Genomic DNA, 21844 nt, shown 5'->3' with positions numbered 1-21844 from the left:
AAAAATACCATAAAAATCCTAGAAAAAAATCTGTTTTTGTGATATATTTATTAGAATATAGAGAAAATTTATAAGTACGCAAAATTATAAGTATGCTAGCTTATAAGCACTTACTTGTAAGCGAACTTACGCGTAAGCTAGATTAAAAGGAAGGTGACAAATATGGAAAACAAAACTGCTTCATCAAATTTTATAAGAAATATTGTTATGGAAGATTTAGAAACAGGAAAACACAGTAAAATCATAACTCGTTTTCCGCCAGAACCAAACGGATATTTGCATATTGGTCATGCAAAATCAATTATTTTAAACTTTGAACTGGCAGATGAATTTAGCGGTAAGACAAACTTACGTTTTGATGATACGAACCCAGCAAAGGAAGATAAAGAGTACGTTAATTCCATAGAAGAGGACATAAAATGGCTTGGGTATAAGTGGGATGAACTATTTTTTGCCTCAAACTATTTTGATGAGATGTATGATCGTGCTGTATTATTAATAAAAAATAATAAAGCATATGTTTGTGATTTAACAGCGGGCGAGATGAAAGAGTACAGAGGTACTTTAAGGGAGCCAGGAAAAGAAAGCCCATACAAAAATAGAACTGTGGAAGAAAACTTAGATCTATTTGACCGTATGAGAAAAGGTGAATTCGCAGATGGAGAAAAGGTTCTAAGAGCTAAAATCGATATGAGCTCTCCTAATATAAACATGAGAGATCCAATAATTTATCGTATGTCTCATGCAGTGCATCATAATACAGGTGATAAATGGTGTATTTACCCTATGTACGATTATGCACATCCAATAGAGGATGCAATTGAAGGAATTACACATTCAATTTGTACTTTAGAATTTGAGGATCATCGCCCACTATATGATTGGGTTATAAATAATTGTGAAATGGAAAATAAACCAAGACAAATAGAATTTGCAAGGTTAAATATTACAAATACCGTAATGAGTAAAAGAAATCTTAAACAATTAGTAGACGAAGGCGTTGTAGATGCTTGGGATGATCCACGTATGCCAACCATAGCTGGACTTAGACGTCGTGGCTACACTGCAAATGCTATACGTAATTTTTGTAGAGAAATTGGAGTTGCAAAAGCTAACAGTACAGTAGATGGACAAATGCTAGAACACTTTATAAGAGAAGATTTAAGCCCAAAAACACCTAGAACTATGGCAGTTTTAAAACCATTAAAAGTGGTTATTACAAATTACCCAGAATCTCAAGTAGAAATGCTTACAATTGAGAATAATCAAGATGATGAATCCATGGGAACTCGCCAGGTATCATTCTCAAAAGAAATATATATAGAACAAGAGGATTTTATGGAGAATCCACCAAAGAAATATTTTAGATTGTTTCCAGGAAATGAAGTAAGACTCAAAGGTGCATATTTTATAAAATGTAATGATTTAGTTAAAGATTCAGAGGGAAATGTATCTGAAATACATTGTACTTATGATATTGAAACTAAGAGTGGCACTGGATTTACAGGAAGAAAGGTTAAAGGAACAATTCACTGGGTAGATGCAACAAATGCGGTGCCAGCAGAATTTAGATTATATGAGCCTTTAATTTTAGATGAAGAGCAAGAAGAAGGAAAAACTTTCTTAGATCAAATAAATCCAAATTCTATTGAAATACTGCAAGGATTTGTAGAACCCAATATGGAATCTTCAAAGGTGCAAGATAAATTTCAATTCTTCAGACATGGATATTTCAATGTGGATTCTAGATACACGTTGCAAGATAAATTAGTGTTTAATAGAATAGTATCTTTAAAAAGTTCTTTTAAAATCTAAACAAAATATAGTATTTAACAAACGTAATAAAAGCCAGTATAGGAATAATTCCTATACTGGCTTTTATTATTATAATAGTCTAGTTTCTATTTCATTTTTAATTCGTGCAATAAAGGAATCTAGTGCAATTGAACCTTCATCATCATTTCTACGGCTTCTAACAGAAACTTCATTTAGCTCAGCTTCTTTTTCGCCAACTATTAGTAGGAAAGGGGCTCTTTGCGTGCGAGCTTCACGGATTTTGTACCCGATTTTTTCTGCTCTATAGTCTCCCTCTACTCTAATGTTCGCTGCCTTTAGCTTAGCTACTACCTTATCTGCATAATCATGATACTTTTCAGAAATAGGTAATACTTTAACTTGCATTGGTGCAAGCCAAGTTGGGAAAGCACCGGCATATTTTTCTATTAAAATTGCAAGTGTTCGCTCGTAGCAACCAATAGAAGTTCTATGGATAACATATGGACGTTTTTTAGTTCCATCTTTATCAACATAAGTCATGTCAAATCTTTCTGGTAGTGCGAAGTCAATTTGTACAGTGATTATAGTATCTTCTTTACCATGAACATTTTTGATTTGAAGATCAAGCTTAGGGCCGTAGAATGCAGCTTCACCAATAGCTGTCTTATAGTTTATTCCTAAATGGTCTAATATATCCTTCATTTTAGTTTCAGTATCTTCCCAAGCTTTTGGGTTGTCGATATATTTTTCTTTATCATTTGGATCCCCTTTAGAGAATCTATAAGTTATATCATCTTTGAGTCCTAATGTCTCCATGAAATAGTTAATTAAAGCTACAACATCCTTAAATTCTTGTTCTAATTGATCAGGTCTAACAACTAAATGACCCTCTGAAATAGTGAACTGACGTACTCTGATAAGGCCATGCATTTCACCAGAAGACTCATTTCTAAACAATGTTGAAGTTTCAGCATATCTAATTGGAAGGTCCCTATAACTCTTTTGATCAGAATTAAAAATTGTAAATTGGAATGGGCATGTCATTGGGCGAAGTGCCATAACGTCCTCATCCTTAGATTCATCACCAAGCACAAACATTCCATCTTTATAATGATCCCAGTGACCAGACATTTTATATAAATCACTCTTAGCCATAAGAGGAGTCTTAGTTATAACGTAGCCTCTTCTTTGTTCTTCATCTTCAACAAAACGTTCAAGTAGTTGAATTACCCTTGCACCATTAGGCATAAGTAGAGGTAATCCTTGACCTATAACATCTGACGTTGTAAACAATTTTAATTCTCGTCCAAGCTTGTTATGGTCTCTTTTTTTAGCTTCTTCCACTTGAAGTATATGAGCATCTAAATCAGATTTTTTTGTGAAGGCAGTTCCATATATACGACTGAGCATTTTATTTTTCTCGCTACCTCTCCAGTATGCTCCTGCAACTTGAGTAAGTTTAAAGGCCTTTATATATTTTGTAGACATTAAATGTGGACCTGCACAAAGATCTGTAAATTCACCATGTTTATAAAAGGATAAAACTGCATCCACTGGTAGGTCTTCGATTAATTGAACTTTAAAATTTTCATCCTGTTCTTCCATTAAAGCAATAGCTTCAGAACGATTAAGTTCAAATCTTTCTATTGGTAAATCTTCCTTAACAATTTTCTTCATTTCTACTTCAATTTCTTTAATTTCATCTGCAGAGAAAGAACCTTGTTTATCAAAATCATAGTAGAAACCTCCATCTATAGCAGGTCCGATGGCAAGTTTTGTACTAGGGAATAATCTCTTTACTGCTTGAGCTAAAATATGAGTAGCGCTATGTCTAAAGGCTTTTTTACCTTCCTCATCATCAAAAGTTAATATACTAAGTTCAGAGTCCTCAGTAATTTTGAAACGTAAGTCTACAGTTTCACCATTTACAGTTCCAGCACAGGCAACTCTTGCAAGTCCCTCGCTAATATCTTTCGCAATTTCGATTACAGTCATTCCAGATTCATAAGATTTCATTGAACCATCTTTTAATTTAATATTTATCATATATATTACTCCCTTCTTTTTTTATGAATTTTTAGTAGAAAACCAGCATGCCTTTAGGCTTGTGGCTGAATGCCTTCTTTTAAATTAAGTAGTAGTTTTTGTGATAGATAATATATATATATGCGAGAACTATTAAACTCGTAAGTTCACTTCGTTAATGTTATACAAGTTTTATAAACATATTTTTTATAAAACAAAAAAACCTCATCCCAATTCTAACTATAGAAAAGGGACGAGATTATAATTTCCCGCGGTTCCACCCAAATTGTTTATAAAAATAAACCACTTATTAATTATAACGGAATTACCGGACTTTATTGGAGTCACTCAGAGGTGGTCTTCAGCAATGAACATTTAAGAATAATTTCAGCTAATGTATTCTCTCTCTGTAAACATGATATGGCTTACTTTTCTCTTCGTAGTGTTAAAATATTTAATTTAAAGTAATTATAGCACTTGCGGTAAAAATGTCAAGGTGTCAATAATATTAGTTTAGAACTATAATATGCATTTTAGAAAATAACTATATTTGGTTATTTTACTACGTTAAATTGTGGTGCATAAGTATCCTTAGAAAGGACATCAAAGATAAATCCTTGATTTTTAAGACCTTCAATTATTTCTGGTAAGGCTTGTACAGTTGTAGTTTTTGGTGCTAAATCATGCATTAAAATAATGGCATGTTTTGTTTGAGAACTTTCAGTTAGAACAGCATGTACAATTTTATTTTTGTCTTGACGGTAAGCAGAAGCATCAGTGGAATCCACATTCCAATCAAAATATTTATATCCTTCTATGGTCATTTTTTTAATTACACCGGTCATTATCTCTTTACCACCATAATTATGACTAATAGTATTATTAGAACCACCTGGATATCTTAAAATATGATTAGGCTCCTTGCCAGTTATTTCAGTAAGAAAAGCATCTAATTTTTTCACATCATTATTAAAGTTATCTGGGGAGGTATAAACATCTTTATATTCATGACTATAAGTATGGTTAGCTAAGGCATGTCCACCATCAGCAATTTGTTTATATAAATCTCTTAAAGCAGGGTGACCATTTACAAAGAAAGTGGCCTTAATGTCATATTGTTTTAAGATTTTTAATATTTCTAAAGTGTTCTTTGATGGGCCGTCATCAAAAGTTAAATAAGCTATTTTTGCTTTAAGGGAAGTTTCCTTATAAGATAGTTCATTTTTTTTAATTTTGTCTTGAAGACTTTTGTTTTCTGATTTTAACTTCTCATTATGGGACTGCATTTGGGTTATTTCTTGTTGTAATTTAGTAGCTTCATGTTCACTTTTTACAACAGTTACTTCGCCAACAGCTGCTTTAACAATTGAAGAAACAAATATAGTAAGAATGAAAATTTTCACTAATAGAAGTGGTAATGAGCTTTTTTTCTTTTTTCTTGAATTTCTCATAGTAAAACCGTCCTTTTTTTATTTTCATCTGCTTAAATTAATTATATTAATTTATAATAAGTTTTAATTTATTAACCTTTTCTGAAACCTTAGCATTTGTTTCGAGGAGCTGATTATTAACCTTTTTTAGAGTCTGATTTTCAGATTTTAGCGACTGAAATTCAATTTTTAAAGAATTATTTTCGGTTATAGTATCTTTAATTCTATTATTATTTGTAAAATGGGCATATATTGAACCTAAAAATAAGATACTGAAAATTATAGTAGCAATAGTATTTTTTCTTTTCATTTCTTGAGCTCCTTTGTTAAAAAATTTATCGATATATAATATAATACGCTATATTATATTATAATACATTACGATAAAGTTACAAACATAAATATTAACAATATTAACTAAAATATAGGATAAATTTTAAAAAAAATAATTTATATATAAATATATACAATTTTATGGTTTATATTGTATAATAATATTTGCCATAATTAATGGTAAAACTAAGTAATTGCAGTATTATGATAATTAAAAATAGATAATATAAGAAAAAATAAAAAAAATAATATAAATTGTGAAAAACTATTAATAAAAATCATAATTTTACGATAATTATAAAGGATAATGTTAAAATAAAAAATAAAACTGATAAATTGTTTTGTAAGTGTTAATGGGAGGAATATAGGTGAATGAAAAGAAAATTGACTTGAATAAGATAGCAAAAAAACAATTAAAGGCAAATATTGAGTTACTTAATATTGATTGGTTGTTTAAAGATGATGTTGCACTTAAAAATATGCCGCTTAAGGTGGCTATTGTATATGCTTTAATTAGTGGGTTTTGGATACTATTTTCAGATAGGATTTTAAACATTCTTATTGAAAATAAATCTTTAATGGTACGTATGCAAAGCATCAAAGGATGGTCTTATGCTTTAATATCATCTTTTATAATATATTTTTTAATTAACGAATTCACTAAAAAAAGTAAGGCTTCATCTCATACAATAAAAGAAAATTATCAGGAAATTCAAGCCACCTATGAGCAATTAATAGCTGCACAAGAGGAACTTCGGGCACAATTTGATGAATTAAATGAAAAACAAGCAATAATTGAAAAAAGTGAAGAAAGATATAAACTAGCTTTAGAAGGAGCTAATGATGCTATATTTGAAGTTGATCTTATAACTAAAGAGTTTTTTTCTTCAGATAAAATTAGTGATATTACAGGATATGATAAAGATGACATAACTTCACTGGAGGATTTAATTAAGTTAGTTGCAGATGAAGATAGAAAAATAGCGATAGATGATTTTAACAATCATATTAATGGAAAAACATTATATTACCAGAGCAGTTTGAAAATCAAGTATAATGGTGGCGGAGACAAATGGGTTTTGATCAGAGGCAAGTGTCTGAGAAACAAAAATGGTCTTGCAACTAAAGTTTCAGGCTCTGTTACAGATATTTCTGGACAAAAGGATTTTGAAAATAAAATTAATAAATTGAAGTATTATGATATATTAACAGACATACCTAACAGGAAATTATTTATTAATACCCTGGAGAGTGAGATTATTAAAGCAAAAGATAAGGAAGCTAAACATGCTGTATTGTTTATTGATTTAGATAACTTTAAGGAAATTAATGATACTTTAGGCCATGATTATGGAGATGAATTATTGAAAAATGTTGCAATTTCTCTTAAAGCTTCTATTAGAGAAGGGGATCTTGTTTCAAGAGTAGGTGGAGATGAATTTTTTATTTTAATGAAAAACATTGAGGATTACTCAGAGATAAGTTGTCTTTGCGAAAAACTATTAAGTTCATTGAATTGTGAAATAAGTATAGTTGGTAAGCAAGTATATACTTCAGCAAGTATTGGCATTACTGTATTTCCGGATGATGGTTATGAAACCAATATACTATTAAAAAATGCAGATACTGCAATGTATAGTTCTAAATATAATGGTAAAGCCAAATATTCTTTCTTTAATAAAAATATGAGTGATATAGTGGTAAGAAGGGTTGAAATAGAAAAAGGCTTAAGGCGTGCACTTGAAAAGAATGAGTTTGAAATATATTATCAACCACAAATAGATATTATAAATAATAAAATAAAAGGATTTGAAGCGCTTTTAAGATGGAATAGTACTGAGCTTGGAAAAATATCTCCATCAGAGTTTATACCTGTAGCAGAAGCAAGCGGATTAATAATTCCTATGGGTGATTGGATTATAAAAACTGTTTACATCCAAAATAATTTATGGAAAAGTAAAGGGTATTTATATGATACTATTGCAATAAATTTATCAGCAGTTCAACTTCAAAATGATAAATTTGAAGAAAATTTAAAAAGAATAATAACTGAAACAGAGGTTAATACAAGATTCGTAGAACTGGAAATTACAGAAAGTATTCTTATGAAAGATTTTGAAAAGGGTGTTAAACTACTTACTGAAATTAGAGGCTTAGGTATAAACATTGCCTTAGATGACTTTGGGACAGGATATTCTTCTCTTAGCTATTTAAAACAGCTACCTATAAATACATTGAAAATAGATAAGTCCTTTATCGACAATATTGTTACAAATGAAAGAGAAAAAGCCATAGTAGATGGGATAATACAACTTGCACAAAAAATTGAGTTAGACGTTATTGCAGAGGGAGTAGAAACAAAGGAACAAATTAAACTATTGCAAAGTATGGGCTGTAATCAAATACAAGGCTATTATTTTAGCAAACCGCTACCATCAGATGAAATCGAAGAAAAATTCTTAAAAACTAATTGGATTAAACCATATAATTAAAAAACAAAGAGCAGTGATTTTTTAAATCACTGCTCTTTGTTTTTTTTAAAATAATAAATATAATAAGGGATGTTCAATAGAATATTTTTATGCTATAATAATACATAAATGTATAATTAAGTAAATGAAATTAAGCTTAACAAAGTACATATGAGTTTTTGATACATTTTATCTAGGATTTATTTATAAATTCTAAAAGAACGAGGGGGATGTAAAAATGAAGCATGTATTTAGAAACATGGCAGTTGTGACAACTTTAATTTTCACTTTAAATGTAAATGCATTAGTGGTTAAAGTAAACGGGAAGTTACAATCACAGAAGTATTCACTAACTAGAACTCAAACCGAAAGTCAAACAATTGAAAGAAAAATAGAACAATATGATAATGAAATTGAAAAAAACATGGCTAAAACAGAGGAGAATAAAATTAAAATATTACAAACCGAAAAGGCAATTAAAAGTGCTGTAGAAGAGATAACTAAGGTTGGAGATGAAGCGAAAAAGGAACAAGAATTATTCGATGCTAGAATGCGAACCATGTACATGAACGGGTTTGATGGATATACTAGTGTTTTACTGAATGCAGAGAGCTTTGGAGATTTTATATCGAGAGTAGAGAATGTAAGAATCATAATAAAGTTTGACAAAAAAGTAATGGGTGAGTTTGAAGCAATCCAAAATAAATTAAATGAAAAGCAGCATTCTCTAAATAATACAAAGGTTGCATTACTTAATTTGCAGGTAGATAACAAGCAAAAGTTAGACAAGATAATCTTGGATAAAGAATCACAAAACAAATTGATAACTCAGTTAGATATCAAGGAAAATAATCTTATAACTAGGAGCGGTAAAGAGCAAGTATTAGTAAATCAAAGCATAGAAAAATCAGTAGATAAGTATACGTACTCAAGGGGAACCACTAATTTATCAAAAGATTCTATAATAAGCTATGCTTCTAACTTCATTGGAATACCATATATATGGGGTGGCACATCACCTTCCACTGGTTTTGATTGCTCAGGATTTACGCAATACGTATATAGCCATTTTGGAATATCGGTGGGAAGATCCACATATGATCAAATAAATGATGGTATAGGAGTATCTAAAAGTGATCTTCAACCAGGTGATTTGGTGTTTTTTGGAGTCGGGAACAAGCCTAAGCATACAGGTATTTACGCTGGTAATAATAATTACATTCATTCTCCTCGCACAGGAGATGTAATTAAAGTTTCACCTATGACGAGAGGTGATTATATAACCGCTAGACGATTAAATTAGAAAATAGCTACGCTTTAAGGCACATTTTAATAAATAGCAAGTCAAAATGCTAAGTATATTGACTTGTTATTTATTTTCAGGCACCTAAGGGATTAATAATTTACTGATTATAGTATTATACAAATCCTCTTCATCGACACCCACTAATAGTTCCTTGCCTACCATGGCTATAGGATGGGACTTACATTTATGACATTTTCCAAAACACTTTTTTATAGATATCTTTATATTAGGATGAGTTTCAGTTATCATAGTAATAACAGCATCATTCCATTTATTATGCTTGCAGAATTTAACTTTCATTAGATCAACTCCTTAAAATTTAGCAATTATAAGATGAAAAGAATATATATTCATATTCTATGCTAAATATTATGGGAATATAATCCTGAAGGGAAATTATATAGATGAATAGCTTAGGGACGGTTAACAATTAATTTAAACAAAGGAGAATTAAACATGGACAATATATTAATTATTGAAGATGAGGAAAAGGTTTCAGAAATACTAAAAGCATATCTTGAAAAAGCTGGATATGGGGTTTATTGTACTACAAGGGGTATGGAAGGAATAAAACTTTTCGAGAAAATACCATTCAGCTTAGTTATATTGGATTTAATGTTACCAGACATAGCTGGTGAAGAGGTGTGTAGTATTCTTAGGAAAATTTCGGAAGTCCACATATTTATGCTTACAGCAAAGAGTACATTAGATGATAGGATAGAAGGATTAAACCTTGGAGCAGATGAGTATCTAATTAAGCCTTTCAGTCCACGAGAACTAACTGCAAGAGTAAATGCGCTATTTAGAAGGCTTAATGGACATGAGTCTGAAACAAAAGTTTATAATAATGGAGACTTAGAAATTAATTATGAGAAAAGGATAGTTAAGGTACGTGGCACAGAAATAGCACTTACACCAAATGAATTTGATATAGTATATATTCTTTCATCCAATGGGGGTAAGGTATTTACTAGGGAACAGCTCATTGAAAGAATTATGGGAATAGATTTTCAAGGATTTGATAGAACAATAGATGTACATATTAAAAATATACGTAAAAAGATAGAAGAGGATAGTAGGAACCCTAAATATATAGTAACTGTAACTAGAATTGGTTATAAATTTGGTGGTGACTAATTTATGCAAAGCATAAGAAAAAGATTAAGTATTATTTTAGTGTGCACCTCTATATTAGTACTTTTGATAGCCACACTTTTGGTAAACATAGCAATATCAAGGACCTTTGATAAGTATTTAGTGGAAATACAAAATAAGAGGAATACTAGAATAGTAAAATATTTAGAAGAGGTATATAAAAGAACTAATAAGTGGAATGAAACATCAGGAATAGAAATTATGCATGAAGCTTATATGAGTAATTATTGCCTTACACTTAAAGATGAAAATAAAAAGATAGTTTGGGGAATGAACCCAAAGGATATGGCCCAAGATCCTAATGTTAATATGCATGTTAAAGATGAAGGGATTTATACTACAAGTACTTTTCAAATAAAACCTGTAGACAAAATTGTAGGATACGTAGAAATAGGGCAATATGCTCCGGTAATATTATCCCAAGAGGATGTAAATTTCAAAGTTTCAATAAATGAAAGTATTATTTTAAGTGTTGTACTTTCAACTTTAATAACAATATTAGTTAGTCTGTTTATTTCGAAGCAATTCTCTACTCCTCTTAGGCAAGTTTCAAAAATTTCTGTTCATCTTTCGAATGGAAATTATCACGAAAGGTCAACGGAGAAGAGTAGTATTTTAGAACTTGAAGATTTAAGAAATAGCATAAATACACTGGGAGAAAAGCTTCAACATCAGGATGTACTCAGAAAAAGGCTGATATCAGATATATCTCATGAAGTTAGAACCCCTCTTAATATTCTTCAAAATAATTTTGAAGCTATGATTGATGGTATATTTCCCGTAGATAATGAAAGATTGACTTATCTTAATGAAGAAGTTATTAGATTTGGAAAGCTTTTAGATAGTTTAAATGCCCTGAAAGAGGTAGAAGGGGAAGAGTCAGTTCTAAACCTGGAAGAAATGTCTTTGAAGGACACTCTAACCTCAGTTGTAAAGGAATTTGAATTAATAACTGAAAATAAAAATCTTAACATGACCTTAGAATGCAATACCAGTAAACAATTTAACATTTTAGGGGACACAGATAAAATAAAACAGGTAATTATTAATTTACTTTCAAATGCAGTTAAGTTTACTAAAGAGCAAGGTGAAATTAATATCACTTTAAAAGAAACTGATAGAAAAGTAATATTAAAAATAGAAGATACAGGCATTGGCATTAGTGAGGAAGACTTACCTTATATATTCGAAAGATTGTATAGAGCAGATAAAAGTAGACACGAAATAGAAGGTATGGGAATAGGATTAACCATTGTAAAAAACATATTAACCCTTCATAAGGCAAGCATAGATGTTATAAGTAAAGAAGGGAAGGGGTGCGTGGTTACTGTTTACTTTAAGAGGTATAGGGACGGTTAACAATTAAATAAATAAATGAACTGGTCTAAATAATTGGGGACGGTTAACAATTATTTACTCTATTTTTGAGAGGGTATAATTTTTTAAAAAAAAGCTTATACCCTTTAATTTCTAAATGTACTTATTAGTAGCTTATTTTAATTATCTTAAGAGTGCGGATAAATATTTATTTTGAATGCTTGTCCACTATTAATAAGTTAAAAATAAGTATCAACAATTTTTATTTTTTTTAGTTAATACAACAGATTAGGAAATAGATATGTTTGGTTAAGTATTTAAGAAGAATTTTAATGACTAACATTAAATTACATATTTTAAATTATAAAAAAGCATATAAATAAATACTGACTACGCATAGGATTTAATAAAATCCTCGATAATACTTTCATATTTTTTGTCAGAGCCAATTAATTCAATACCTATGCTACTTAATTTTGATATTCTGGCCTGTGTAATATTACCAAGCACGCCTGATATATCACTGGACTTAAAATTACCGAGGTTCCTCATTAGAACAATTGTTAATGCTTTTGCATGAACAAGCTTTCTACTGTATTTAGTATTAAGTAGGATCTTAGATATACTCATCTTTGAGGCTATAAATTCTATTATATCTTCAGATATGAATTTTCTTACAAGTACATTTCTTCCACTTCTATATTCTGTTTTTTCATCTTGGAATTCAAATTCTTCTTTTAATTTTTCGTCGTCGCATCCAAAAACAAGGCTATAGTAATTTTTTCTTGCAGTATCAAGATCATTACCGAAAAATCCCATGACAAATTCATAATCAACTATGTTGAAAAGGTCACGTCTTTTACCAACATATATTCCCAAACTAGAAAAAGAATATTTTTCAGGACAGTCTTTATATTTAGCAATATCTGTAGGATTATTATGTATATATAACGATACGGCCTTCAAATAGTGCTCATTATCAACTATTTTGCTCTTAAATCTATCTTTAAAAAGATGTCCTTCTCTTTTGTACTTTTTATTAAAGTACATTGCATATGAAAAATTTATTCCATGCATTACTTTTGATATATCTGCTCCATTAGCATCAACCAATAAATGTGCATGGTTATCCATAAGGCAGTACCCGTAAATTTTAACATTAAAAAGTTTTTTATACTTCTTAACAAGCGATAAATACTTTTCCTTATCTTCAGAATCCCTATATAAATCTACCTCGCTGATACTTTTGCACATAATATGAAATATAGCATCAGCTGTTTTTAATCTTGCCTTTCTTGCCATAAAAAATCACCCCTACTCATAAGCTTTTCTTAAAATTATTGCCTAAGTGTGGAGATGATATTCATATTTTTAAGCTAATGATTAAATAGTTGTTAACCGTCCCTGTCTGTTTGGTTACTCATTACCACCAAGAGAACAACAACTTCCAGCTATACATTCTTTTTTAATTATAATAACTAATTTAAATTATAAGCACCTGGCATGAAGATTTTATGAAGATGAAAGTAGTAATAATTTTATTTTTTTAAATATATACATAATTGTTAGCCGTCCCCAAGCTTATATATACATAATTGTTAACCGTCCCCAAGCTTATAAAGGAAAGAAAATAAGTTCATAGATTGTTAACAGAATTGTCATTAAAACGACATATAATTAGTATATTTTTATAGTAAAAGAATTTTAAAGAGATAACAATAACAAAGGACATCTTTAACAGCGTAGTACAAGGGGGAATGGTCAGATGAAAGGTAAGGAAATTGGCATTTCCATAGCAATAATAATAGCACTCGTTGCAACCACTTACTTAAGCAAACAGCCGGTAGGGGCCAGCAGAAGTGTTGCTACGCTTCATTTTATTTCTACTAATAATAAAAGTAATAACTATGGAATATCCAAACCCATATCTAAAATTGACTATGGAGATATAGATTATAAACAATCATTAGACTACAATCAAATCAAGGTAGAAGAAAATTCTAAGAAACAGGCTCAGTTAAAGGACTTAGAAAAAGGGATTAGAACATTTTTAGGAAGCAATATAAATAAAGTTGGATTGGTTTACTATGACATAGAGTCTGAAAATTTTATTGAAATAAATCAAGACAAGCAGTTTTTAGCAGCTAGCACAATAAAAGTACCTATAAATATGCTTATGTATGATATGATTCAAGAAGGAAAAATTGATATAAATGAAAAATTGATATTTAAAGAATGCGATTATGAAGAAGGTGCAGGAGAACTTCAAGGAACAGATTTAAGTAAACCTATTGCACTCAAGACCTTAAGTGACTATTCAATAATTTATTCGGACAATATAGCTATAAATATGATTTTAAGAAAAGTCGGCGATGAAAATAAATATAAGTATATCGAAAAAATCCTTGGGCATCCTACAGTACATAGTGAAAATAATACTACACCAAAGGATTCTTTTAAAATTTTAGAGAAATTATATTTAAATCTTGATAATAATAAATACTATAGTGGTTTGATTGAAACCATGAAAAAAACAGACTACCATGATAGGATAGATAAGTATATTCCGAAGGGGATTGTAGCTCATAAAATAGGTGACTTTGGTGAGTGTGTAAATGATATTGCCATTGTAAGTAAGGATAATCCATACATTCTTGTGATTTTTACAGAAGAACTTCCAAATGCAGATGAAACTATTGCAAAAGTATCCAAGATGATATATGACGCTCAAAAATAATAAGTGGACAGATACACCAAGTAAATTGTGAAATTAAATATAGATTTCATCTACAACTTAAGTAAAAATATAAGAGATATATTTTGTTATCTCAAAAAAAGTATATATTATGTAAATTAATTTACATAGTATATACTTTTTTTATTTTAAGTGTCGATTTCACCTTTAATCTCATAATATAAAGCAAGGGCACATTTTAATAAATATACTACTATCTTTATCCTGTGCCTAGATACCTTATATTAGTAAAGTAGGTGAAAAAAATGGAGAATAGAACAGCTAAATTAACGGACATTGCTGTAGGCAAAAAAGTCAAAGTAGTAGAATTGATTTCAAAAGGCTTATCAAGACAACGAATGCTTGATTTAGGTATAGTGCCAAACACTATTATACATGTACTTAGGCAGAGTCCCTTTGGAGATCCTACCGCCTATCTCATAAGAGATACTTGCATTGCACTAAGAGAAGAAGAGGCAAAAAACATTATGGTGAGACACATATAGTGTAGCTCTGAAATGAAAAAAATTGTTTGTTGAAAGATATCAATAGCAATAGAAAGGGAGAAGAAATATGGGCCTAACTCACACTTCTAGTACTAAGCAAGGGCTAAAGGACCTGTTTAATATAGAAAAGACAAAGGAAGAGGATTACGTAATTGCACTTGCAGGAAATCCAAATACAGGTAAAAGCACAGTTTTCAATGCACTAACGGGACTTCATCAGCATACAGGAAATTGGCCAGGTAAAACTGTAGTAAACTCTCAAGGGAAATATGCCCATAAGGATAAAGAGTTTATTATTGTGGATTTACCAGGCACTTATTCTCTTCTCGCAAGTTCTGTAGAAGAAATAGTCGCTAGAGACTTCATATGTTTTGGAAAGCCAGATGTAACAGTGGTGGTTCTGGATGCCACCTGTATTGAGAGAAATTTAAATTTACTTTTGCAGGTTCTTGAGATTACGGGTAATGTAGTGGCTTGCGTAAATCTTATGGATGAGGCTAAAAGTAAAAAGATAAGAATAAATATTGAGGCCTTATCAAAAGAATTAGGTATTCCGGTGGTACCAACTACTGCTAGAAGTAATATAGGTATGAATATTTTGAAAGATAGCATATATGATTTATGCACTAATAAAATTCATACCTGTCCATTACAAATTCAATATCCTACAGATATTGAAGAGGAGCTTAAGCAGATCACACCAATGCTACATTCAATTTTTATGAATGAAATTAACATTAAATGGCTTGCCCTAAGACTCTTAGATGGAGATGAATCTCTAATAAATTCTATAGGTAAATTTTTAGATTATGACTTAGGCATCTAAAAAAATAGACTAGTATATTTACTAGTTATTCCTTTGAAGATGCCTACACCAGCAATTAATGGAAGGTGTATTTATTGAACCTAAAGGAAGACATAAATATAAAAGTAGTTCTAGAAAAAACTAAACTTTTTAGAAACAAAAACAATAGGAATGTAAGAGACACAATTGTATCCACCATTTATAAAACAGCAGAGGATATAACTAGAAAAACCGTTACAAAAGACACTGAAAGAATGTTATCGGAGCAAAAAATTGATGATATAGTCACCTCTAAAAAAACTGGTATACCCATAATGATACTACTACTCGCAGTGATATTTTGGCTTACAATTCAGGGAGCAAATTACCCATCACAGCTTATAGCGAAATTCTTATTTTGGATAGAAGCAAAGATTGGATTATTCTTTATATATATTCATGTTCCCCTTTGGCTAAATAACCTTTTAGTACTAGGTGTATATCGAACCTTTGCATGGGTAGTATCTGTAATGCTTCCACCTATGGCAATATTTTTTCCTATATTTACACTTCTAGAGGATAGTGGTTATCTGCCTAGAATATGCTTTAATTTAGACCACGTCTTTAAAAAAGCTTGTTGCCATGGCAAACAGGCACTAACCATGTGTATGGGATTTGGTTGTAATGCTTGTGGCGTAATAGCTTGTAGGATAATTGAATCTCCAAGAGAGAGGCTTATAGCAATAATAACCAACAATTTTGTGCCCTGTAATGGAAGATTTCCCGCTTTAATAGCACTATCCATGGTGTTTGTAGGTGTGAGTTTTTCCTCAACTACTAGCTCTATTATAGCTGCACTAATGGTAGTAGCTTTAGTGCTTATAGGTATAGGAATGACATTACTAACATCCTATGCACTATCAAAAACAATACTAAAAGGCATGCCCTCAAGTTTTACCCTAGAGCTACCACCCTATAGAAAACCGCAAGTAGGAAGAGTACTATATACCTCTATAATTGATAGAACCATGTTTGTGCTAGGAAGAGCCATAATTGTAGCGGTGCCTGCTGGTGCTATAACCTATATCCTTGGAAATGTAATAATCGGAGATATAAGCATACTAGCTCATGTAGCAAATTTTCTAAATCCCTTTGCTAAGGCCATAGGCTTAGACGGTTTTATCTTAATAGCTTTTATTTTAGGGTTTCCAGCAAATGAAATCGTACTGCCTATTCTTTTAATGGCATACCTATCCAAAGGTTCCATGCTTCAGTTTGAAAGTATAAGTCAGCTTCGAGAAATTTTGCTTAATAATGGGTGGACTTACTTAACATTAATAAACACCATGTTATTTTCACTACTACACTTTCCTTGTGCTACAACAATATGGACTATCAAAAAAGAAACAGGTAGTATAAAATGGACAATATTAGCTATATTAATGCCCACAGTCATTGCTATAATCGTTTGTTTTTGTACTACTCAAATCTATAGAATTTTTTAGCCAGTAAAACTAAGCCAAAAAAAGCATGGGGACGTTTAAGAATTTTTTATTATTAATCATGAAAAAACAATGTCAAAAAACAATGGGGCGGTTAACAACTAATTAAAAATTAATTAATTGTTAACCGTCCCTATAAAAGTCTTGTTTAAAAAACTTAGATAATAATGTATAATGTTATATAATATTAATGATTTGGAAAGGTGTGAGTTAAGATGACTTATATGAAAAAATATGAAGAATGGTTAAACAATGAATACTTTGATGAAAAAACTAGAGAAGAATTAAGGTCAATAGCAGAAGACCCTAAAGAAATTCAAGATAGGTTTTACATGGATTTAGAGTTTGGAACTGCGGGCCTAAGAGGGAAATTAGGCGCAGGACTTAACCGAATGAACATATATATTATTTCAAGAGCAACTCAAGGACTTGCAGATTATATTAAAGGCTATGGCAAAGAGTATATGGATAGGGGCGTAGCTATAGCATACGACTGTAGACATTTTTCTGAAGAATTTGCAGCTACAGCAGCACAAGTTCTAGCAGCGAATGGAATAAAAGCTTATTTATTTGAGCAGCTAAGACCTACTCCAGAATTATCTTATGCGGTAAGAAGATTACATACTGCATCAGGAATCGTAGTAACTGCCAGCCATAATCCTCGTGAATACAATGGATACAAGGTATATTGGGAAGATGGCGCGCAAATTTTGTCATCAATAGCTACGGATATAACAAAAAAAATTCAGAGTATTTCAGACTTTAGTGCTATAAAAATCATGGATATGTCAGAGGCTAAGGAAAAAGGCCTAATAGTAATGCTTGGAAAAGCCATGGATGATGAGTACTTTGAAAAAGTAAAAGGTTTAGCTATAAGAGAAGACATAGATAAAGATATAAAAATTGTTTATACACCCCTAAATGGAACAGGAAATGTACCTGTAAGGCGTGTGCTAAAGGAACGAGGATTTACAAATATAATAGTGGTACCAGAACAAGAAAATCCAGATCCAGATTTTACTACAGTGGGATATCCAAATCCAGAGGATGTAAAAGCATTTAAATATGCCCAGGCTCTTGGCAAAAAAGAAGAAGCAGAGTTACTTATAGCTACAGACCCAGATTGTGATAGACTTGCCATAATGGTTAGAGATAAAGATGGTGAATATGTTGCCTTTAATGGTAATCAAACAGGAGCAATACTCATAAAATATGTAGTTGAGGGAATGAAGGAAAAAGGAACACTTCCAAAGAACGCAGCCATAGTAAAATCCATAGTAACAGGGGATTTAGGCAAGGCTATAGCGAAAAAATACGGTGTAGAAACCTTTGAAGTACTAACAGGTTTCAAAAACATTTGTGGTAAAATTCCTGATTTTAAGAGGGACAATAGCAATGAATTTATCTTTGGATATGAAGAAAGCATCGGATATGTTGCTGGTACTTTCGTTCGTGACAAAGATGGGGTAATATCCTCCATGCTTTTATGTGAAGCAGCAGCCTATTATAAATCTCAAGGTAAAACTCTAATAGACATACTAAATGAGATTTACGAAGAATTTGGGTATTATAGAGAAAATCTAATATCTATAGTTTTAGAAGGTATAGAAGGACAAAAAAGAATTTCTAGAATGATGGAAGAGTACAGAAAAGAAAATCCAAAGACTTTAGGCGGAGCAAAGCTAGTTAAATATATTGATTACGAAATAGAAAAATCTTATGATATAACTCTCGGCACAGAACAGTCTAGTGGAATTCCAGTATCTAATGTACTTAAATTCTATTTTGAGGATGAGAGTTGGTATGCTGTAAGACCTTCAGGTACAGAACCAAAAATTAAGATATACATGTATTCTAAGGGGAAAACTTTAGAAATAGCAGAAAATAAACTAGCAGAAATGAAAGAGATAATCATAAGAAAACTTCAAAGCACAAAATAAACATACTAAAGGGATGAAATTTCTCCTACGTGCTTTGCAAACGAACTAAAAACAAGAAATTCCATTAAGTAATTCTAATCTTTTGCTCATATAAAATTCTCTAGCGCTCAAACTCGGCGTCCTGCCTCGGTTTCGCTAGCCTGCCGTCCTGGCAGGCTTACGAGAATTTTATATTCGCAAAAGAAGAATTTCTAAATGGAATTTAATAGTTTCAGCGTCTCGTATTGCAAATCACTTCGGAGAAATTTCATACTCATTATAAACTATTTATACTATCACTATATGCTTTCAACTTAATGATCAAGTACACAAAAATACCCTATAAAGCAGGCCTTAAGTGTCCACTTTATAGGGTGTTTTTTAGTTGAAATTGATTTTTTTATGTAAACATTTACTTAACCGACTATTAAAACTATCTAATGCTTCGGATTAGCAGATACTACATCAATAGCTTTTGTAATAGCCATGACAACATTAATTTGTTCCTGCTTGTCAACCTCATTTAGTGCTTTAGTATATATTTCACCTTGCTCAGAAACAATATATTTTGTGGACAAGGCATTTAATGATAAAGCCTTAATATCCAATTTACACTTTTCACATTTGCAAATAGTATCATGTTTTTGTAATATCTCTTCTAACAGTACGCTTACTTCAGTTTCAGAAAAATTCTTTAAATTATACATTATAATCCTCCTAGTACTTTTATTGCTAGATAGCGTGATGTACAAATTATAGCACATATGTTAAAGAATTTACATATAAAATCTTGCATATTCTATTTATTTCGCTAATGCATTTCCATGGAGTTTATTTCCATAAGGCGTTATTCTTATTGTTATTAGCTTGACAGTTTGTCATTTATATAAATATATCTTTAGATTTAAATTAAAAAGGGTTATAACTTCTTATATAGGAAGACTTATTGAAATTCATAAAGACACAATAGTTTAAGAAGTTAGATCAATTACTGGTGCGGAACTCATAATATCAGAAAATCTAAAAATAATGGATGTATAGATAGTAAATTGTACACAAAAAGCGGATTCCTGGGAGGCCGCTTTTGTATTTTCAGAAAAAAAGTGTCTACCTCTAGGAATTACTTTCTAGAGGTAGACACTAGCTTAGTTATTATAATAAAAACTTCTTAAAAAAGGAATAATCCTAGTCCAATAATAACACCTGAGCACAATAAGTCAACTATACAAAAACCCATTACATCCTTAGCGCTGAGTCCAGCAATTCCAAGAGCAGGTAATGCCCAGAAAGGTTGAATCATGTTAGTCCATGCATCTCCCCAAGCAATAGCCATAGCAGTTTTCGCAGCAGGTACACCTAAAGCAGCACCTGCAGGCATCATAATAGGAGCTTGAACAGCCCATTGGCCACCACCAGATGGTACAAAGAAGTTAACAAGTCCTGCACTTAAAAAAGTAAAGAGCGGGAAGGTATGTTGATTAGATATACTAACAAAAGAAGTAGACATAACTCCTGCAAGAGAAATACCAGAAGCACTTGCACCTATCATCATCCCCATAATACCTGCATAGAATGGAAATTGAAGTATAATTCCAGCAGCTCCTTTAGCAGCATCTGTAATTGCAGCAACAAACCTTCTAGGAGTTTTATGAAGAGCAACTCCAAGGAATAAGAAAATAGCATTAACAATATTTAAATCAAGGCTACCACCTTTAATAAAGTAATAAATAACATAAGTAAAGCCCATAAGTGATAATAACAGTGAGATAATAGTACTATTCTCAAGTTTATCAGCAGGAGTCATTTCTCCTTTAGCCATTATCACTACTGGTTCTTCCACCAAAAGCTTTGGATCTATAGTAACAGTATTATTTTTATCAGGATGCATAGCTTTATTTACAAGAGGTAATGTTATTAAAAGTACAGCTAATATAATTAAATTAAAACCTGAAAACAATGTAGCACTGGTTGGTATAGCTGTAGTAACTGCGCCTGCAGTGGCCTTTGCTACGTCAGCACCACCACCAGCAATTACTAGTGGTATAGAACCAGAAAGACCAGCATGCCATACTAAAAAGCCGGAATAAGCAGAAGCTATTAAAAGTCTATAATCTACACCTTTAACTTCTTTAGCGAGTTCTTTTGCAAAAATAGCTCCAATAACTAGACCAAAACCCCAGTTAATCCAACAAGCTACAGTAGAAATAAGAGTAACAAGAACAATTGCTTGAGTTGGTGATTTAGGTATTTGCGCAAGACTTTTAAGGCCCTTTTTAAAAGATGGTGCATTGGCAAGCGCGTGGCCTGTAACTAATACTAATGCCATTTGCATTGAAAAAGAAAGAAGAGTCCATAAGCCCTTGCTCCAGTGAACAGTCATAGCTAAGGGACTTTGACCAGTAAGTACTACCCCTAAAATCAATACAAAGAATGTTAGAAGTACAGCAAATATAAATGGATCTGGCAAATACTTTCGGACAAGATTAACGCAACCATTTGTGAATTTCTTAAACATTTTAATTCCTCTCCTTTAATATTGTTAAATTTTTAATAATGTTATGAAAACGCGAAGCATAAATCTTAGAT

Annotated in this window: 17 protein-coding genes and 1 other annotated feature; of the genes, 10 read left to right on the top strand and 7 right to left on the bottom strand. The window is 31.2% G+C overall.

Features of this window, described 5'->3' with window-relative positions:
• The first annotated feature begins 162 nt into the window (after window positions 1-162).
• Window positions 163-1815, top strand: a complete 1653-nt coding sequence (locus tag G9F71_RS22065) for a glutamine--tRNA ligase/YqeY domain fusion protein (RefSeq protein ID WP_164950688.1) — start codon at window positions 163-165, stop codon at window positions 1813-1815.
• A gap of 69 nt (window positions 1816-1884) precedes the next feature.
• Here the strand turns inward: G9F71_RS22065 and thrS are convergent, their stop codons facing one another.
• The 3 genes from thrS to G9F71_RS22050 all read right to left on the bottom strand — a co-directional run bounded on the left by thrS (window position 1885) and on the right by G9F71_RS22050 (window position 5541).
• Window positions 1885-3822: a threonine--tRNA ligase gene (gene thrS / locus G9F71_RS22060; RefSeq protein WP_164950689.1), complete on the bottom strand. Its 1938-nt coding sequence runs from the start codon at window positions 3820-3822 to the stop codon at window positions 1885-1887.
• Window positions 3823-4047: 225 nt separating this feature from the next.
• Window positions 4048-4251, bottom strand: a binding site (T-box leader).
• A 104-nt stretch (window positions 4252-4355) separates the two neighbouring features.
• A complete protein-coding gene (locus tag G9F71_RS22055; protein WP_164950690.1) occupies window positions 4356-5252 on the bottom strand; it encodes a polysaccharide deacetylase family protein in 897 nt (298 codons plus the stop codon).
• A gap of 46 nt (window positions 5253-5298) precedes the next feature.
• A complete protein-coding gene (locus G9F71_RS22050) occupies window positions 5299-5541 on the bottom strand; it encodes a hypothetical protein (protein ID WP_164950691.1) in 243 nt (80 codons plus the stop codon).
• A 391-nt stretch (window positions 5542-5932) separates the two neighbouring features.
• Between G9F71_RS22050 and G9F71_RS22045 the strand changes: the two genes are divergently transcribed.
• Together G9F71_RS22045 and G9F71_RS22040 are read left to right on the top strand one after the other, a co-directional pair.
• Window positions 5933-8056: a GGDEF domain-containing phosphodiesterase gene (locus G9F71_RS22045; protein ID WP_164950692.1), complete on the top strand. Its 2124-nt coding sequence runs from the start codon at window positions 5933-5935 to the stop codon at window positions 8054-8056.
• Window positions 8057-8273: 217 nt separating this feature from the next.
• Window positions 8274-9338: an NlpC/P60 family protein gene (locus tag G9F71_RS22040; RefSeq protein WP_164950693.1), complete on the top strand. Its 1065-nt coding sequence runs from the start codon at window positions 8274-8276 to the stop codon at window positions 9336-9338.
• Window positions 9339-9422: 84 nt separating this feature from the next.
• Here the strand turns inward: G9F71_RS22040 and G9F71_RS22035 are convergent, their stop codons facing one another.
• Window positions 9423-9641 carry a DUF1450 domain-containing protein gene (locus G9F71_RS22035; RefSeq protein ID WP_125002434.1) on the bottom strand — a complete coding sequence of 73 codons (219 nt, stop codon included), beginning with the start codon at window positions 9639-9641 and terminating at the stop codon, window positions 9423-9425.
• A 156-nt stretch (window positions 9642-9797) separates the two neighbouring features.
• Between G9F71_RS22035 and G9F71_RS22030 the strand changes: the two genes are divergently transcribed.
• Together G9F71_RS22030 and G9F71_RS22025 are read left to right on the top strand one after the other, a co-directional pair.
• The gene (locus G9F71_RS22030) at window positions 9798-10478 is read left to right on the top strand and encodes a response regulator transcription factor (protein WP_164950694.1); all 681 of its coding nucleotides are present in this window, start codon (window positions 9798-9800) and stop codon (window positions 10476-10478) included.
• Between the two features lie 3 nt (window positions 10479-10481).
• The gene (locus G9F71_RS22025; protein ID WP_164950695.1) at window positions 10482-11855 is read left to right on the top strand and encodes a sensor histidine kinase; all 1374 of its coding nucleotides are present in this window, start codon (window positions 10482-10484) and stop codon (window positions 11853-11855) included.
• Window positions 11856-12203: 348 nt separating this feature from the next.
• On the opposite strand, the gene G9F71_RS22020 is transcribed toward G9F71_RS22025, so the two are convergent.
• Entirely contained in the window at window positions 12204-13115 is a 912-nt protein-coding gene (locus G9F71_RS22020) for a transposase (protein WP_164950696.1), read from the bottom strand.
• A gap of 463 nt (window positions 13116-13578) precedes the next feature.
• On the opposite strand from G9F71_RS22020, the gene G9F71_RS22015 reads away from it, so the two are divergent.
• The 5 genes from G9F71_RS22015 (at window position 13579) to G9F71_RS22000 (ending at window position 19279) form a co-directional block, all read left to right on the top strand.
• Window positions 13579-14550 (top strand): serine hydrolase, encoded by a 972-nt coding sequence (locus G9F71_RS22015; RefSeq protein ID WP_164950697.1) that lies wholly within the window; start codon window positions 13579-13581, stop codon window positions 14548-14550.
• A gap of 263 nt (window positions 14551-14813) precedes the next feature.
• Window positions 14814-15053 (top strand): ferrous iron transport protein A, encoded by a 240-nt coding sequence (locus G9F71_RS22010; protein WP_164950698.1) that lies wholly within the window; start codon window positions 14814-14816, stop codon window positions 15051-15053.
• A 67-nt stretch (window positions 15054-15120) separates the two neighbouring features.
• Window positions 15121-15879 (top strand): FeoB small GTPase domain-containing protein, encoded by a 759-nt coding sequence (locus G9F71_RS27660; RefSeq protein WP_164950699.1) that lies wholly within the window; start codon window positions 15121-15123, stop codon window positions 15877-15879.
• A 74-nt stretch (window positions 15880-15953) separates the two neighbouring features.
• A complete protein-coding gene (locus tag G9F71_RS27655; RefSeq protein ID WP_411956136.1) occupies window positions 15954-17342 on the top strand; it encodes a nucleoside recognition domain-containing protein in 1389 nt (462 codons plus the stop codon).
• 212 nt (window positions 17343-17554) lie between these two features.
• Window positions 17555-19279 (top strand): phospho-sugar mutase, encoded by a 1725-nt coding sequence (locus G9F71_RS22000; RefSeq protein WP_164950700.1) that lies wholly within the window; start codon window positions 17555-17557, stop codon window positions 19277-19279.
• A 416-nt stretch (window positions 19280-19695) separates the two neighbouring features.
• Here G9F71_RS22000 and G9F71_RS21995 read toward each other — a convergent pair whose 3' ends face one another.
• Together G9F71_RS21995 and G9F71_RS21990 are read right to left on the bottom strand one after the other, a co-directional pair.
• Complete coding sequence (locus tag G9F71_RS21995) at window positions 19696-19965, bottom strand: late competence development ComFB family protein (protein ID WP_125002419.1); 270 nt, start codon at window positions 19963-19965, stop codon at window positions 19696-19698.
• 461 nt (window positions 19966-20426) lie between these two features.
• On the bottom strand, window positions 20427-21773 hold the full coding sequence (locus G9F71_RS21990) for a TIGR00366 family protein (RefSeq protein WP_164950701.1): 1347 nt from the start codon (window positions 21771-21773) through the stop codon (window positions 20427-20429).
• Between the last annotated feature and the right edge of the window lie 71 nt (window positions 21774-21844).

The sequence above is a fragment of the Clostridium sp. FP2 genome, assembly GCF_011065955.2.
Taxonomy (GTDB): Bacteria; Bacillota; Clostridia; order Clostridiales; family Clostridiaceae; genus Clostridium_AD; species Clostridium_AD tagluense.
Note: the sequence above shows the minus strand (reverse complement) of the source record. Positions and strands in the feature narration are given on the sequence as shown.

What these genes read in the sequence shown, in the direction of transcription:
- G9F71_RS22065 (WP_164950688.1), top strand. Translation starts at nt 163, where the DNA reads ATGGAAAACAAAACTGCTTCATCAAATTTTATAAGAAATATTGTTATG.
- thrS (WP_164950689.1), bottom strand. Translation starts at nt 3,822, where the DNA reads ATGATAAATATTAAATTAAAAGATGGTTCAATGAAATCTTATGAATCT.
- G9F71_RS22055 (WP_164950690.1), bottom strand. Translation starts at nt 5,252, where the DNA reads ATGAGAAATTCAAGAAAAAAGAAAAAAAGCTCATTACCACTTCTATTA.
- G9F71_RS22050 (WP_164950691.1), bottom strand. Translation starts at nt 5,541, where the DNA reads ATGAAAAGAAAAAATACTATTGCTACTATAATTTTCAGTATCTTATTT.
- G9F71_RS22040 (WP_164950693.1), top strand. Translation starts at nt 8,274, where the DNA reads ATGAAGCATGTATTTAGAAACATGGCAGTTGTGACAACTTTAATTTTC.
- G9F71_RS22035 (WP_125002434.1), bottom strand. Translation starts at nt 9,641, where the DNA reads ATGAAAGTTAAATTCTGCAAGCATAATAAATGGAATGATGCTGTTATT.
- G9F71_RS22030 (WP_164950694.1), top strand. Translation starts at nt 9,798, where the DNA reads ATGGACAATATATTAATTATTGAAGATGAGGAAAAGGTTTCAGAAATA.
- G9F71_RS22025 (WP_164950695.1), top strand. Translation starts at nt 10,482, where the DNA reads ATGCAAAGCATAAGAAAAAGATTAAGTATTATTTTAGTGTGCACCTCT.
- G9F71_RS22020 (WP_164950696.1), bottom strand. Translation starts at nt 13,115, where the DNA reads ATGGCAAGAAAGGCAAGATTAAAAACAGCTGATGCTATATTTCATATT.
- G9F71_RS22015 (WP_164950697.1), top strand. Translation starts at nt 13,579, where the DNA reads ATGAAAGGTAAGGAAATTGGCATTTCCATAGCAATAATAATAGCACTC.
- G9F71_RS22010 (WP_164950698.1), top strand. Translation starts at nt 14,814, where the DNA reads ATGGAGAATAGAACAGCTAAATTAACGGACATTGCTGTAGGCAAAAAA.
- G9F71_RS27660 (WP_164950699.1), top strand. Translation starts at nt 15,121, where the DNA reads ATGGGCCTAACTCACACTTCTAGTACTAAGCAAGGGCTAAAGGACCTG.
- G9F71_RS22000 (WP_164950700.1), top strand. Translation starts at nt 17,555, where the DNA reads ATGACTTATATGAAAAAATATGAAGAATGGTTAAACAATGAATACTTT.
- G9F71_RS21995 (WP_125002419.1), bottom strand. Translation starts at nt 19,965, where the DNA reads ATGTATAATTTAAAGAATTTTTCTGAAACTGAAGTAAGCGTACTGTTA.
- G9F71_RS21990 (WP_164950701.1), bottom strand. Translation starts at nt 21,773, where the DNA reads ATGTTTAAGAAATTCACAAATGGTTGCGTTAATCTTGTCCGAAAGTAT.